The 15,889-nt window shown below is 50.1% G+C and carries 15 protein-coding genes; all 15 read left to right on the top strand.

All coding sequences use genetic code 11. From position 1 onward, the window contains the following. Window positions 1-45 precede the first annotated feature (45 nt). Window positions 46-1,470, top strand: a complete 1,425-nt coding sequence (gene uxaC / locus MKX98_RS21640; protein ID WP_339218300.1) for a glucuronate isomerase — start codon at window positions 46-48, stop codon at window positions 1,468-1,470. Window positions 1,471-1,473: 3 nt separating this feature from the next. After that, the gene (locus tag MKX98_RS21635) at window positions 1,474-2,985 is read left to right on the top strand and encodes a tagaturonate reductase (protein ID WP_194543533.1); all 1,512 of its coding nucleotides are present in this window, start codon (window positions 1,474-1,476) and stop codon (window positions 2,983-2,985) included. Beyond that, window positions 2,982-4,496 (top strand): altronate dehydratase family protein, encoded by a 1,515-nt coding sequence (locus MKX98_RS21630; RefSeq protein ID WP_339218298.1) that lies wholly within the window; start codon window positions 2,982-2,984, stop codon window positions 4,494-4,496. The genes MKX98_RS21635 and MKX98_RS21630 overlap by 4 nt, the downstream gene beginning before the upstream one ends. A gap of 44 nt (window positions 4,497-4,540) precedes the next feature. Continuing rightward, a complete protein-coding gene (locus MKX98_RS21625; RefSeq protein ID WP_339218297.1) occupies window positions 4,541-5,647 on the top strand; it encodes a glycoside hydrolase family 88 protein in 1,107 nt (368 codons plus the stop codon). A gap of 198 nt (window positions 5,648-5,845) precedes the next feature. Continuing rightward, window positions 5,846-6,658, top strand: a complete 813-nt coding sequence (sleB, locus tag MKX98_RS21620; protein WP_194543530.1) for a spore cortex-lytic enzyme — start codon at window positions 5,846-5,848, stop codon at window positions 6,656-6,658. A gap of 125 nt (window positions 6,659-6,783) precedes the next feature. Beyond that, window positions 6,784-8,064 (top strand): pitrilysin family protein, encoded by a 1,281-nt coding sequence (locus MKX98_RS21615; RefSeq protein WP_194543529.1) that lies wholly within the window; start codon window positions 6,784-6,786, stop codon window positions 8,062-8,064. A 3-nt stretch (window positions 8,065-8,067) separates the two neighbouring features. Continuing rightward, window positions 8,068-9,348: a pitrilysin family protein gene (locus tag MKX98_RS21610; RefSeq protein WP_339218295.1), complete on the top strand. Its 1,281-nt coding sequence runs from the start codon at window positions 8,068-8,070 to the stop codon at window positions 9,346-9,348. Then, a complete protein-coding gene (fabG, locus tag MKX98_RS21605) occupies window positions 9,348-10,118 on the top strand; it encodes a 3-oxoacyl-ACP reductase FabG (RefSeq protein WP_194543527.1) in 771 nt (256 codons plus the stop codon). Before MKX98_RS21610 ends, fabG begins: the two co-directional genes overlap by 1 nt. Window positions 10,119-10,226: 108 nt before the next feature. Then, window positions 10,227-10,481 (top strand): DUF3243 domain-containing protein, encoded by a 255-nt coding sequence (locus MKX98_RS21600; protein WP_009589302.1) that lies wholly within the window; start codon window positions 10,227-10,229, stop codon window positions 10,479-10,481. 204 nt (window positions 10,482-10,685) lie between these two features. Continuing rightward, the gene (locus tag MKX98_RS21595) at window positions 10,686-11,453 is read left to right on the top strand and encodes a DUF3388 domain-containing protein (RefSeq protein ID WP_113058682.1); all 768 of its coding nucleotides are present in this window, start codon (window positions 10,686-10,688) and stop codon (window positions 11,451-11,453) included. A gap of 47 nt (window positions 11,454-11,500) precedes the next feature. After that, complete coding sequence (locus MKX98_RS21590; protein WP_339218293.1) at window positions 11,501-12,529, top strand: helix-turn-helix domain-containing protein; 1,029 nt, start codon at window positions 11,501-11,503, stop codon at window positions 12,527-12,529. 77 nt (window positions 12,530-12,606) lie between these two features. Next, entirely contained in the window at window positions 12,607-12,780 is a 174-nt protein-coding gene (locus MKX98_RS21585) for a DUF4175 domain-containing protein (RefSeq protein ID WP_146746999.1), read from the top strand. 149 nt (window positions 12,781-12,929) lie between these two features. Beyond that, the gene (locus MKX98_RS21580) at window positions 12,930-13,421 is read left to right on the top strand and encodes a YajQ family cyclic di-GMP-binding protein (RefSeq protein WP_194543525.1); all 492 of its coding nucleotides are present in this window, start codon (window positions 12,930-12,932) and stop codon (window positions 13,419-13,421) included. Between the two features lie 259 nt (window positions 13,422-13,680). Beyond that, window positions 13,681-14,268, top strand: a complete 588-nt coding sequence (gene pgsA, locus MKX98_RS21575) for a CDP-diacylglycerol--glycerol-3-phosphate 3-phosphatidyltransferase (protein WP_194543524.1) — start codon at window positions 13,681-13,683, stop codon at window positions 14,266-14,268. 103 nt (window positions 14,269-14,371) lie between these two features. After that, window positions 14,372-15,634, top strand: coding sequence for a competence/damage-inducible protein A (locus MKX98_RS21570; RefSeq protein WP_339218291.1), 1,263 nt, complete (start codon window positions 14,372-14,374; stop codon window positions 15,632-15,634). Window positions 15,635-15,889: the final 255 nt, after the last annotated feature.

Below are 15,889 nucleotides of genomic sequence, written 5' to 3'. Positions count from 1 at the left end.
TGCTGTAGCATAGTAGGTAAATCTACAGAAATGGACGGTGTTATCATGAGACCTTTTATGGATGAACATTTTTTGCTCAATAACGAGACTGCACGCACCTTATACCATGATTATGCAAAAGACATGCCAATCATCGACTACCACTGTCATCTGAGTCCGCAGATGATCGTTGACAATCACAGGTTTGAGAACTTGACCGAAGCGTGGATTAACGGCGATCACTACAAATGGCGGGCAATGCGAGCCGCTGGAGTAGAAGAGGCATACATCACGGGCGGCCCGGGTGTGAGTGATTATGATCGCTTCTTGGCTTGGACGCGCACCGTTCCGATGACGATTGGCAATCCGTTATTCCATTGGTCTCATCTGGAGCTGCAAAGACTATTCGGCATTCAGGATATCATTAATGAACAGAATGCTCCGCAGATATGGGAAGCAGCAAACAAGCGACTGCAGGATAATGATTTGACCACACGGGGATTGATCCTATCAAGCCGCGTGAAAGTGGTCTGCACGACCGATGATCCGACGGATAGCTTGGAATATCACATCAAGCTGGCGGAGGAAGGCGATGCCGGTTTTCAGATGCTTCCATCATTCCGTCCGGACAAGGGACTGGAGATTAACCGGGAGACGTTCCTTCCGTGGGTGAAATTGTTGGCGGACCGAAGCCGGATGGAGATTACGGAGTATTCGGCATTCCTGAAGGCACTTGAGCAGCGGGCAGAGTTTTTCCATTCGGTTGGCGGCCTTGTATCCGATCATGCGCTGGATTACGTGCCTTATCAAGAGGTTACCGAGACTCAAGCGGCTGACATCTTCCTGAAAGCGCTTAATGGGGAGCGGGTTTCCCGTCTGGAAGAGGAACAATTCAAAACGTATACGCTGCTTTTTCTGGGCCAAATCTACGCAAGACTCGGCTGGGTCATGCAATTTCATATTAACGCCCAGCGCAACAATAACACCCGGATGTTCCGACAATTGGGTCCGGATACCGGTTATGATTCCATTCACGATAGTCCAATCGCCGCACCGCTTGTAAAGCTGATGGATCGGCTCGATCAAGAGCGGTCACTTCCAAGAACGATTCTGTATTCGCTTAACCCAAGCGATAACGATATTCTTGCAGCACTTATCGGCAGTTTTCAAGGCGACGGTATTCCGGGCAAAATCCAGTTCGGTTCCGCGTGGTGGTTCAACGATACCAAAGACGGTATGGTCGACCAGATGAGCAAACTCGGCAATATGGGATTATTAAGCCGATTTGTCGGCATGCTGACCGACTCCAGAAGTTTCTTGTCTTATACCCGTCATGAGTATTTCCGGCGGATTCTTTGCAATCTCCTCGGAGAGTGGGTTACACGGGGAGAAGCACCGGATGATCTTCCATGGCTCGGGGGAATCGTCCGGGATATTTGTTACAACAACGCCGAGAGCTATTTTCGATTTGGCCGGACGGAAGGGAGATAAGACATGGATGCGAAGACAGATCGTGGCCGGGTAATGAGGTTGGTAGGACGCGATTCTTTACAAATACAACAGCGGCATGACCAAGATATGTTGAACCTTCCCGTTAAAGTGCTGCAAATAGGCGAGGGAAATTTTCTAAGAGGGTTCTTCGATTGGATGATATATGAATGCAACCGGCAGGGTCTGTTCCAGGGAAGCGTGGCCGTCAGTCAGCCAAGACCTGGTGGAGCACGCAAGCTGGAGCAGCTTCGGGAACAGGACGGGATATACGGCTTGCTGACCCGAGGCCTGCAGGATGGCCGGAAGATCGAGGAGGAGTTATGGATCCCGGTGTTCTCGGAGATGATTGACCCCTATGCGGAATGGGGGCATTTCTTGAGTGTGGCCGAGTTGGATTCCCTGGAGATCATAGTCTCCAATACAACGGAAGCGGGTCTCGTTTATCAGTTTAGTGACTGGAATCCGTCGGAAGCGCCGATGTCATTCCCCGCTAAGCTGACCATGCTTTTACATCGGCGTTATGAGCGTTATGAAGGCTCGCCGGACAAGGGCCTGTTGATCCTCCCATGCGAGCTGCTGGAACGAAACGGGGATATCTTGCGATCGATTGTGCTGCGGCATGCGGAGGATTGGGGACTTTCGCCGGCTTTTAGGAGCTGGGTTGAGGAATGCAACCTGTTTCTTAACTCGCTAGTGGATCGGATCGTAACCGGATATCCGGAAGAGGCCGAGCGCTATTTTGACAAATGGGGTTATGAAGACCGATTGTTGAACACGGCGGAGCCCTATTATTTCTGGGCTATTGAGGGCGACCCCTCATTGGAGTCCAGGCTTCCCCTCCAGTCAGCGGGTCTACAGGTAAGGTGGGTGCCCGATCTGACTCCGTACCAGGTAAGAAAGGTAAGAATCTTGAATGGAACGCATACGCTGATGGCTTCCATCGGCTTGCTTCACGGTTTCACTGAAGTGAAAGAAATCGCAGAGAGTATGGAATGGGGAGAAGATATTCGCAGCGCAATGCTGCAAGAAATCGTCCCCCTGGTGCCTCTCCCGCCGGAAGAGGTTACGGCTTATGCAGAAACGGTGTGGGAGCGATTCCGCAATCCTTTTCTTCGGCATAAGCTCCAGGATATTGCCATGAACAGCATCTCCAAGTTCAAGGTAAGGCTTTTGCCAAGCTTAAAGGAATATGTCAGTTCGCACAATACGCCCCCAAGCCTCATAACTGTGGGATTGGCCTCTTTGATCCGTCTGTATCATGCCAAACAAGTAGAAGGGCAGTGGTACGGAACGCGTCTTGATGGTGAACGGATGCTGTTAAGAGATGATCCGGACAGTCTGATGACATTCTATCAAGCGTGGCAAAAGGTAGAAGACGGCGAATGGAGCATACGTCAGCATGTGGCATCCATTCTTGGCGATCAGGCTTTATGGGGCGAGGATTTGAACCGGATACCCAATCTTCATGAAGCGGTAAGCCGTTATATCGAAGAAATGGAGCTGATCGAGACATGAGCGACATCGTCATACTTCATCACAAGGACGACGTCGGTATCGCGCTTCGTCCCTTGTCGGCAGGAGAACATGCCATCGGGCTTCTGAACGGGAAGGAGCATGCGATCGAGGTAACTGAGAATGTGCCAAAAGGTCACAAGGTAGCTCTTCGATTGATAGAGCCGGACAGCCATGTTTTGAAATTCGGCTATTCGATCGGATTGGCGAAGGAAGTCATTTTGCCGGGGAGATGGATCCATACCCACAATTTGAAAACCGGACTATCCGGTGAAGTGGAGTATCAGTATAAGCCTGGTGCAGAAGCAGCGGCTCAGGAATCACCGACGGTTATGGAGTCCCCAACGTTTCAGGGGTATATCAGACCCAGCGGTCAGGTTGGGATCCGCAACGAAATTTGGATCATCAACACCGTCGGCTGCATTAACAAAACCTGCGAGCTGTTAGCGCGCATGGCTGGCCAGCAGTTTCAGGGGAGAGGCATTGATGGGGTTTATCACTTCCCGCATCCCTACGGCTGCTCGCAGCTCGGAGATGATCTAAGCTATACCCAGCGTCTGCTCTCGTCCCTGGCGCAGCACGGCAATGCGGCAGGCGTGCTTATTATCGGGCTCGGCTGCGAGAACAACCAGATCGATCAAATGCAGGCCATGATAGGCGAGCAGGACGGGAAACGAATCCAATATATGCGTGCTCAGGACATGGAGGATGAATTGGAGGAGGGGTTGTCCCTCATCTCGGAGCTCGTGGAATATGCCGAGACTTTCAAACGGTCTGCGGTTCCTCTGTCCAAGCTGAAGATCGGACTGAAATGCGGCGGGTCGGACGGTCTGTCGGGCATTACAGCCAATCCGCTGGCGGGCCGAATTGCGGATACCATCACCGCTCACGGTGGTACTGCTCTTCTGACAGAAGTGCCGGAGATGTTCGGAGCCGAAACGATCCTGATGGACCGGGCCGCCGACGAGCAGGTGTTCCAGGATATTACGTTGCTGATTAACAATTTCAAGCAATATTTCGTATCGCACGGACAGGAAATCTATGAAAATCCTTCTCCCGGTAATAAAGACGGCGGCATCACAACCCTGGAGGAGAAATCGCTGGGGTGCACTCAAAAAGGGGGAAATGCCACCGTATCCGATGTACTCCGTTACGGCGTAAGATCAACGAAGCCGGGGTTAAACCTGATCGAGGCGCCAGGCAACGACCTTGTATCGGTCACGGCCCTGGCTGCAGCGGGGGCCCACCTTGTGCTGTTCACGACGGGGAGAGGGACGCCGTTTGGCGGTCCGGTTCCCACCGTCAAAATCGCGACAAATTCCGAACTGGCCGCTCGTAAAAAGCATTGGATTGATTTTAATGCAGGTGCTTTGCTGGAAGGTAAAACCATGGATGAGCTTCATGAGGAACTCATGCATCGTATTGTCCAATTAGCCTCCGGCGTTGAACAGACGAGAAATGAACGCAATGGCTTCCGGGAAATATCCATTTTTAAGGATGGCGTCATTTTATAGCGTGAGCTGTTGGAACATGATTTAAAAAAAGAGGAGGAGCCTGAATGTCCAATCCTATTCAGCAGCAAGAACAGTTGACCTTGTCACCCCTAGAACTCGGCACCAAGGCTTGCCAATCGATCATGGAAATGTATTCGCCGGAGCAGCTGCCGCCCGCAGGTCGGTGGCATTACCACCAGGGTGTATTTCTGGTTGGAATGTCTCAATTATGGAAATTTAGCGGTGAAACAAAGTTTTTGGATTACATTAAGGGTTATGTCGATCATCTGGTGGATTCCAACGGGAATCTGCTGCTGGAGCGGGGGGAGCTGGATTCCGTTCAAGCGGGCCTGCTCCTGATGGAACTGGATGCTGTATGTCCCGAACATCGGTACAAGGCTGCCGCGGATAAACTGCTCCGTCTGTTATCTACTTTGAATCGGACCACGGATGGAGGATACTGGCATAAGGATCGCTACCCTTACCAGATGTGGTTGGACGGCTTGTATATGGGTGGCGTGTTCACGATGAAATATGCCCAGCAGTATAATAAACCGCATTTATTTGATGAAGTGCTGTTCCAGGAGAGGTTGATGCGCTCTCATACCAAGGATCAGGCAACCGGGTTATTTTATCATGCCTGGGACGAGAGCAGGACGATGCCTTGGGCTGATCCGGTTAGCGGGCAATCTCCGGAATTTTGGGGACGCGCCTTAGGCTGGTATGCGCTGTCGATCGTGGAGTTCCTTGATTTACTGCCTGAGGATCATCCGGCGAGGGAAGAGCTGGCTGTTGTGCTCCGTGAATTAAGTGAGGCGCTGGTGCGTTATCAGGATCCACTTACAGGGCTGTGGTATCAAGTTCTAGATAAAGGGGACCGGGAGGACAATTGGCTGGAAACCTCTTGCTCCAGCCTCTTCATATATACCTTGGCCAAAGGGATTCGACTCGGTTATCTGGATTCATCCTTGATCTCCCATGCAAGACATGGATATAACGGCCTGGCTCAATCCGTATATATGGATGGTCAGGGGCATCTGGTCATGCCTAAGATCTGCATCGGTACAGGTGTCGGCGATTATAAGCATTATGTGGAAAGGCAGCAATGCGAGAATGACCTCCATGGTGTTGGGGCGTTGGTCATGGCGTGCGTTGAGCTTGGCAGGATATAAGGATTAATCCTTGGTCGAGCGTTAAATCTATTCTGAACATTAAAGAGCTGTTCCTCTGAGGAACAGCTCTCTTTGTGCTGCGATGATGTGCTGTCTTCGTTCAGTCCTCTCGCCGAACAGGTGCATAGGAAACTGGCAGGCTTGTCATAATAACGGTAGCGAGGCTTGTTAAACCACAAGAGAAAGGTAGAGCGCAGCATGAAAAACTCAAGAATCTGGATTCTAATAAGCATTGCGATTCTGTTGTCTGCCGTTGTCTTCGCTCAGGGAGGCCTGGAAACAGATCATTCGAATCTTCAGGAAGCTTTGCCAACCTTTAGCCAGCAGACCATCAAATTTGGTTCTACCGGCGAAGATGTGTATGAGCTGCAAGGCCGTCTGAAACACCTGGGCTTTTATCATGGGAAAATTGACAGCGTATTTGGCTCCAAAACCCAAGGAGCCGTTAAATGGTTCCAATCGGAGTTTGGCATGAAGGTAGACGGTATCGTAGGACCGAAGGTCAAGCTTAAACTGTATAATGCAACCAAGGATTTCCGTCCGACCGCTCCTAAGGCTCATGAAGGTGGAGGCGGTGCAGCGGCCGGTGGTGGCGGAGGTTCAGCCAACAAAGAAAGCGGCAATAACAACTTAGCCTCATCTGATTCAATGGGCCTTTCAGAGAACGATTTGAGAATCATGGCAAATGCCGTATATGGCGAAGCGCGAGGAGAGCCGTTCGAAGGCCAGGTCGCCGTAGCGGCGGTTATTCTCAACCGGGTAAAATCACCAAGCTTCCCGAATACGCCGCATGGGGTTATATTTGAGCCGAGAGCCTTTACCGCGGTAGCCGACGGTCAAATATGGCTTGAGCCGAACGAGCAGGCGAAGAAAGCAGTACAGCAGGCGCTGAGCGGCTGGGATCCGACAGGAGGCTGCCTGTACTATTTCAATCCGAAAACGGCCACCTCGCCATGGATTTGGACCCGCCCTCAAGTCAAAACCATCGGTCAACATATCTTCTGTATGTAAGCCGTAAACAACAGCAACCGGGGCCTGTCTTCGGTTGCTTCTTCACTTTGCAATGGGTTAGAATGAAAGTTATCTATGAAGTAAATTTTGGCAACGACAATCCATGATGTAAGGGGATATGGACCTTGACGAAAACGGAATTTGAACACGGTACAGTCGGAGGAATTCGGATTCACGTATTACCGACCAACCGATTCAAGACATTTGCGATATCGCTTTACGCCGGAAGTCCGTTAGCAGAAGAAACCGTGACCTCGACCGCGCTTACACCTTTTGTGCTGCGCAGAGGGACCGTTTCCTATCCGGAAACGCGAGCTTTCCGAGAACAGCTGGAGCAGCTGTACGGCGCTGGATTTGGATTTGATGTGTATAAGCGTGGCGATTATCAGATCGTGCACTTTCGCATGGATACGATCAATGACTCTTTTGTTAAGAGTCCGGAGAGCCTGCTGCGCTCTTCATTTGCTTTTTTGGGCGAAGCTTTCACCCAGCCCGTGTTAGAGAATGGAGCATTCCGCAAATCTTATGTACAGACCGAGAGAGACACGGTTCGCAAGAAGCTGGAGTCCATCGTCAATGATAAGATTCGTTACGCTGCGGAGCGCTGCATCGAGGTTATGTGTAAGAACGAACCGTATCGGCTGCATCCGTTAGGAGAACGGAAGGATCTTGACGGTATCACGCCGGAAGGCTTATATGAGTCCTATCAGAACTGGCTTAATGAATCCGTTCTGGATCTGTATGTGGTTGGCGATACGAGTTTGGATGAGGTGAAGAAGCTCGTAGAGGAGCATTTTAAACTGAACAGAACAGCAAGCAAGGATTATGTTCCTTCCTCCACGCGAACGGCAGCAAGCGGGACGCAGACGGTCGTGGAGAAGCTGGACATTAATCAAGGCAAACTCAACATGGGTCTGAGAAGCACCATTACTTACGGAGATGATGAGTATGCCGCCGCGCTATTGTATAACGGGATTTTAGGTGGTTACCCGCATTCAAAGCTGTTCGTTAACGTGAGGGAGAAGGAAAGCCTGGCGTATTACGCGTCGTCCCGATATGACGGTCATAAAGGAATTGCAACCATCCAGTCCGGCATCGAGGTTCAAAATTTCGAGAAGGCTGTCCAAATTATTCAACAGCAGCTCGATGACATGGCCAACGGTGCTATTACGGATATCGAAATGACCCAAACGAAAGCCATGATCCGCAACGTCATTAAGGAAATGCAGGATTCGGCCTTTGAGATGATTGCGTATGATTTCAACCGCACGCTGTCGGGGCGGGAACGTACGCCGGATGAGCTGCTGCAGCAGGTGGAAGGCATTACAGTGGATGATGTGAAGCAAGCAGCTTCGGCATTTTCGCTGGATACGATCTATTTCCTGAAAGGTCAAAAGGAGGAATAGCCGGTGGAGAGCATTCATTATGACAACCTGCAGGAAACGCTGTATTACGAAGTGATGGATAACGGTCTGCACGTGTATGTGCTGCCTAAACCCGGCTTCCAGAAAACCTATGCGACCTTTGCAACCAAATATGGTTCGGTGGATAACCATTTTAAGGTTGAAGGCGAATCTGAAACTCGCGTTCCTGATGGCATTGCGCATTTTCTTGAGCACAAAATGTTTGAGGAGCCGGAAGGCGATATTTTTGCCAAGTTTGCCTCGAACGGCGCCTCGGCGAATGCCTTTACTAGTTTTGACCAAACGGTGTATCTCTTTTCTGCGACGGAGAACATCCATGAAAATTTGGAGACGCTGATTAATTTCGTGCAGAACCCTTACTTTACCGATCAGAACGTAGAGAAGGAAAAAGGGATTATCGGGCAGGAAATCAACATGTACCAGGACAATCCGGACTGGCGCGTATACTTCGGTCTTATCGAAGCGATGTACAAGGTGCATCCGGTGCACATTGATATTGCCGGTACGGTGGAATCCATCGGAACAATTACAAAGGAAGATCTGTATACGTGCTACAATGCCTTTTATCATCCGAGCAACATGCTGCTGTTCGTGGTGGGCGGCGTAGATCCTGTTGAAACGATGAACCTGATCCGTTCGAATCAAGCCGGAAAATCGTATGAGAAGCAAGGCTCCATCGAGCGCATATTCGATCCGGAACCGCAGGGAGTTGAAGAGAAGCGGCGAGAGAGCCGGCTGGCCGTATCCCTGCCGAAATGCCTGTTCGGCTTCAAGGAGAAGCAGGTCGGTTTAACGGCTAAGGAGCAGCTGCGCCGAGATTTGACAACGAAGCTGATGATGGACCTCCTGTTTGGATCCAGTACGGAATTGTATCAGCAGCTGTATGACGAGGATTTGATATCCGACAGCTTCGGCCATGAATATAACAGTTCACCCCAATATGCGTTCTCTGCGGTGGGCGGAGATACGAAGGATCCGGACCAACTTCTGGAGCGTATCCGCACTGAGGTGGATAAGCTAAAGGCAACCGGATTTCAGGCATTCGACTTTGAACGTGCCCGCAAGAAGAAAATGGGCGGATACTTGCGCATGCTCAATTCCCCTGAAAATATTGCTCATGAATTCACTCGCTATCAGTTCCGCGGGGCGGATTTCTTTAAGGTTCTACCGGTTTATGAATCCATTACCATAGATGATGTAAACCGCCGTCTGCAGGAGCATATCGATTGGGATCAATTGGCCGTATCGATCGTTGTGAGTCCGTAATGAAGCAAGACATGGGAAGAGAATTGAAACCGATCGGGGAAATGACGGTCCTGATCACGGGTGCCAGCAGAGGTATTGGAGCGGCTGTTGCCGAGCGTTTTGCTTCGGTACGCATGAATGTCGTTATCCATTACATGAATTCGCATGAAGCGGCCAATGAAGTTGCCCGCCGCTGTATGGCCTATGGTGCTAAGGTATTAACCGTGTCCGCGGATCTTCGCGACAAAGAGCAAATATTGCGCATGCAAGAGAAGCTTCAGAGTCATGATATGGAGCCGGATATCCTGGTCAACAACGCCGGGGTATCCCATTACGGGCTTCTGTCTGACGTGACCGAAGAGGAGTGGGACACTTTGATGTCCATTAACCTGAGAGGGATGTTCCTGTGTTCCCAGGCGTTTATGGGGCGGATGATCTCCCAGCGATTTGGCAGGATTATCAATGTGTCCTCGATCTGGGGATTGTCGGGTGCCTCCTGCGAGGTATTGTATTCAACAAGCAAAGGCGGCGTTAACGCTTTTACGAAGGCCCTTGCGAAGGAGCTTGCCCCATCAGGCGTGACGGTGAACGCCGTTGCCCCCGGCGCGGTGGATACGTCCATGCTGGGGCATTTGGAATCGGATGAGATCCGCATGCTGGAGGATGAAATTCCGGTCGGCAGATTGGCGCAGCCGGATGAGATCTCATCACTGGTGTATTTTCTGGCGCTGCCCGAGTCGGGCTACATTACCGGGCAAGTGATCAGCCCGAATGGCGGTTGGGTGACCTGATCGTCATTCGTGGTGCAATTCACCACTCATAAGGGATTGGTTACGGGGACATATTACTATTGTTACTTTAAATCTGAATTGCCACCACGCAAAAGGAGGATTTAATTCATGTCATCCGTAATCAAAAACTTTGATTCCTGGAAGAAATTTCTGGGCGAGCGCGTCGTTCAAGCCGAGAAAGCGGGTATGAGTGAAGACACCATTTCTCAGCTGGCTTATGAGATCGGTGATTTCCTCGATGAGAAGGTTGACCCGCAAAACTCATCTAACCGGGCACTGAAAGAATTGTGGGATGTAGGTAACGAGGAAGAACGCCACGTTATCGCGCGTCTGATGGTGAAACTGGCCAAGAACAACGCATAACCCTCTTGCAAAAAGCCCCCCGCCAACGGGGGCTTTTTGTCAAGAAAAAAGAATGTAATTTTCATGTCATCGTTAATACTTGCCTTTCATTTTTATTTTATATATCATTAACGTGACCCATTTTTCATTTGACCTGTTTTTGCGTGCAATTTTCGCTGGAATTTGTCGAATATTGATGGAAAAGAAGTGCAAAGAGGTGTCTTTGTGGAATCGAATCAATGGTACATGGAATACAAGATACATAAGAACCGGCCTGGTTTGCTCGGCGATATTGCTTCCGTATTAGGTATGCTCGAAGTAAACATCCTGACCATTAACGGGGTTGAAGGCCAAACTCGCGGAATGCTGCTGGAAACGGATGATGAAGAAAAAATTATCCTGATGGGCAAAATGTTAAACAAAATGAAAAATATTACGGTAACAGCCTTGAGACCCCCGAAACTGGTCGATATTTTGGCTGTCCGACATGGACGATATATTGACCGGGACTCGGATGATCGTAAAACGTTCCGTTTTACGCGTGATGAGCTCGGTTTACTTGTTGATTTTTTGGGTGAATTGTTCAAAAGGGAAGGTAATCAGGTTATCGGTCTTCGCGGAATGCCACGCGTCGGCAAAACCGAGTCCATTATCGCCGGCAGCGTCTGCGCGATGAAGCGCTGGACCTTTGTTTCCTCGACGCTACTCCGTCAAACCATTCGCAGTCAACTCTCTGAGGACGAGATGAATTCGAACAATGTTTTCATCATTGACGGCATTGTGAGCACGATCCGATCCAACGAACGTCATTATCAGCTCCTGCAGGATATCATGGGGATGGAGAGCACGAAGGTGATCGAGCATCCGGATATTTTTGTTCGCGAATCCGAATATTCCTATGAGGATTTCGATATTATAATCGAATTGCGAAACAATCCGGAAGAGGAAATCGTTTATGATACGTTCACGGGCTCTTATAGTGACGATTTATAATATTGTTTTGACTTTGACCACGAATTTCTAAAGTAGGAGGTGATGGCATGTCCGAACTGGGACAGCAATTAAGGGAGGCGCGTCTACAAAAAGGGATGAGCCTTGATGATGTGCAGGAAATGACAAAAATACGCAAGCGATACTTGGAAGCCATCGAGGCAGGGGATTACAAAGTACTTCCCGGCAGTTTTTACGTGCGGGCATTCATCAAAACCTATGCGGAAGCGGTGGGGATTGACCCGGACGAACTGCTTGAAGGCCATAAACAGGATGTGCCTAAATCCGAACCGGAAGCGACGATGGAACCGGTTATTCAAAAACGTGCCGCCAGACCTTCAGCCGAACGGAACATGAAATGGCTGCCTACACTGCTGATGTGGACATTCCCGATTTTGATCGTTGTTGTCATTTACTTGGTGGCCATCAATTCGAATGAGCCTAAGGAAGAACCTCCGGTAAGCAATAATGATCAGACGCAGACGGATCAAGCGCAAAAGCCGGAAGACACGGGCAATACGGATCCCGCCACGCCAGGTGACGGAGCGCAGGGCGGCGACAACACCACGGACGATACCGGTAATGGTAACAACGAAGGTACAGACGGTGAAGGAACAGACGCAACAGACGCAACGGACGGAACAGATGGCACGGACATCGACGAACCGGGAAATACAACGCCTGGAGAAACGACGGTGACGCAGGACCGGACGGAAGGCAAGAACACCGTATTTAAGGTAACAGGCTCGTCCGTGAAGGTTGAGATTGTGGCAACGAGCGAAGGTAAGAGCTGGGTAGAAGTGTATCGTGGCTACAATACCTCCGGAGAGAAGTTGGCTTTCCAAATGCTTGAGAATGGTGATTCTCTCAGCTTTGACCTGGATAGCCAGGGACTTTACGTGAAATCAGGGAACTCCGCTGCAACCACCATTACGGTTGGCGGCCAGCCCGTAACGGATGGAAAATCAACGTCGCGTATCTTGCTGGAGCCGGCTGATGGTTCCGCAGGCATGATGGACAACACGGGTACGGATGCCACAGGTACTACAGGTACATCGGATACGACAGATATCGAATAATTGCCTGTCCTCCAGGCCATCATAACAGCATGCAGCTGCATGCTGTTATTGCACTTCCTGGAAGAGGTGATGCTCTCGTGACGGTCAACTGGATTATATTCGGATTAGGCGTTATCGTCAGCCTCTTGGGCTACTATTTGATTCCAAGTGACTGGGGATATGGCATATTAGGCTTTGGACTGGCACATATTTTGCTCGGTATACTGAGCATGTTTCGCCGTCCGGTGCATGATGAGAAAGCTAGCAGTTGACGGAGCAGGCTTCGTTTTCGCCGGATGTTGGCGATAAGCGGAGTCTTTTTCGTTCACATTTATCCCGCTGATCTCGTAGAGGATTAGACTTGGCTCACGGTTTTACCTATAATAGAAGCATTATCGCCAAATGAAAGGAAGGATTCACCATGGCTTCAGAAAACTCATTTGATATCGTATCCAAAATGGATATGCAGGAACTTAACAATGCGGTTAATCAGGCGGAGCGGGAGATCGAGAACCGTTTTGACTTCAAGGGCAGCAAGAGCAGCTTGAAGCTGGACAAGGACGCACTGGTCATTGCATCCGATGACGAGTACAAACTCAACGCCGTTATTGATATTTTGCAAACCAAGATGGTGAAACGGGGCTTGTCGCTGAAAAATGTGGAGTACGGCAAGATCGAGCCGGCTTCCATGGGTACCGTTCGCCAGCGCCTGACCTTAAAGCAAGGAATCGATCAGGAAAATTCGAAAAAGATCAACATATTGATCCGTGATTCCAAGCTGAAGGTCAAGAGTCAGATTCAAGGTGACCAAATTCGGGTAACCGGAAAAAGCAAGGATGATCTTCAGCAGATCATGCAGCTGCTTCGCAAAGCGGATCTTTCTCTGGACCTGCAGTTCACGAATTTTAAATAAACGCCGCCACAGGCTCATATAGGATGGGATGGACAGGTTTGTTTCTTTTGACAGGGCGTGAGCGGAAATATTATACTAAAAAACGATATATAAGGATTAACGTATACATAGATTACTGGGGGATGAATATGACAGACAGCGCTTCACGCTTCGAACCCTTTAGGCTCTTGGGAAGAGCGACCCTATTGAAGTACAGATGGATAACAGTCGCGGGGTCTGCGAAAATTTCAAGACAACCCGTTGCAAGGGAGGTTGCCCCATGAATTTACCCAATCGTATCACGTTGGCCCGCATTTGCTTGATCCCTGTCATGATGATTTTCCTGCTGGTGGATTTTGATTTTTATCCGGCTCCTATTGTGTGGAATGATTTCGTCCTTCCCTACAACCAATTGATTGCAGCATTGATATTCATACTTGCAGCAAGTACGGATGGGATTGACGGGTATTTGGCCCGGAAAAACAATATGGTGACGAACCTGGGTAAACTTCTGGATCCGCTTGCGGACAAACTGCTGGTGGCAGCCATCCTCATATCGCTTGTGGAGATGGGCAAATGCGAATCCTGGATTGCTGTAGTCATCATCAGCAGAGAATTCGCGGTTACTGGCTTGAGACAAATTGCACTCCTGGAAGGTTCCGTCGTTGCAGCAGGTCAATCGGGGAAAATCAAGACGGTGATTCAGATTGTGGCGATTGTCGCGCTTCTGATCAATAATTTCCCGTTTGTATTCTTGGGAATTCCGTTTGATGTCATTGCAATCTGGGCTGCCGCGATGATTACGATCTATTCGGGAATCGAATATTTTGTCCAGAACAGGCATCTTCTCAAAGGTGCCGGGGCGTAACGGCAATAGGAGCAATCCTATTGCTTTTTTCTTCCGCAGGGTAAGAACTTTATGAAAGCGGGTATTTGTGAAGAGATAGCAGACACAGGAGGATGGACGAATCATGAAAGCAGAAATCATTGCAGTTGGAACCGAACTTCTTCTTGGACAGATTGTGAATACCAATGCACAGTATTTGTCCAGGCAGCTTGCTTCAATGGGAATCGATGTATACTATCAAACCGTTGTCGGGGATAACATGGAGAGGCTCAAGGAGGCCTTGCGGCTGTCCAGCAGCAGAGCCGATATCGTTCTTCTGTCCGGTGGTCTGGGCCCCACACAGGATGACCTGACAAAGGATGCGCTCGCATCTTTTCTAAATCGTTCATTGCATATTGATCGGATGGCCATGGATCGGATTGAACGCTTTTTCCATGAACGAGGATCCGTAATGACCGAGAACAATCGGCGCCAGGCTCTGGCCATCGAGGGCGGGACTCCGCTTCCGAACGAAACAGGCCTCGCCGTCGGGAATGCGGTATCCTATGAAGGGACTCATTACATTGTGTTGCCGGGTCCGCCGAAAGAGCTGATGCCGATGTTTGAGCAGGAGGCCAAGCCTTGGCTTCTGCAGCATGTGCTTACGGAAGAGCTTCCCATCTATTCAAAGATGCTCAAATTCGCAGGCATCGGGGAGTCCGCGCTTGATAAGCGCCTGGAGGACCTGATTACGGCCCAGACCGATCCGACGATTGCGTTGTATGCCAAGGAGGGGGAGGTCACCGTCCGGATCTCCACGAAGGCAGCCAGCGAGGCTGAGGCCATGGTGCGGCTGAATGAACTGGAAGCCCGGATCCAGGAGAGAGGCCCGGAATTTATGTATGCTAACGAGGATGTGCCCATTGAGAAGGTCATCGTCGATATGATGGCGGATCATAGCTGGACGCTGAGCGCTGCGGAGAGCTGCACGGGAGGCCTTGTAGCGGAGACGCTGACCTCTATCCCCGGGAGCGCGTCCATGTTCCTTGGCGGGATCATCTGTTATACCAATCAGATCAAGGAGAAGCTTGTGCATATCCCGCATGCGCTGCTTGAGGGGGATGATGCGCCGGGAGCCGTCAGTGCAGAGGTTGCCGAAGCGCTTGCGGATCATGTCCGGATGGTAACCGACAGCGACTTTGGTTTATCGGTAACGGGCGTGGCAGGTCCAGGGTATGCTGAACGCAAGCCTATAGGTCTGGTTTACATTGGATTGTCTCAACGGGGAAAAGAAACGGAAGTGCACGAGCTGCACCTTCAGGGTAACCGTGAAACGATCCGGCTCCGAGCTACGAAGGCGCTGCTCTACCGGCTTTGGCAGCGTCTTGTTGCCTCCAAACAGGTTTAGGGTTGCAGAATAGGGATATCCGCTATTCGAAAAAAGTAAATAATTTACACCTTGCTTGGCAGCTCTTCTTGTATTTACGAACGGTTCCAAGTATAATGGGAAATACGGAAGAACCGTGGCATATCGTATGATGTTGCCACGGTTCTTGTTGTTTATACATAAGGCATGGAGCATATACGGGAAGGGGTGCGGAATAAAAAAAAACGAATGTATGTTCGAAAAAAAGCTTGGCAAACGTGTCAAAACAAGGTATGA

This window comes from Paenibacillus sp. FSL W7-1332 (assembly GCF_037969785.1).
Taxonomy (GTDB): Bacteria; Bacillota; Bacilli; order Paenibacillales; family Paenibacillaceae; genus Paenibacillus_AQ.
The sequence above is the reverse complement of the archived record's forward strand: the minus strand, read 5'-3'. Positions and strand labels throughout refer to the sequence as shown.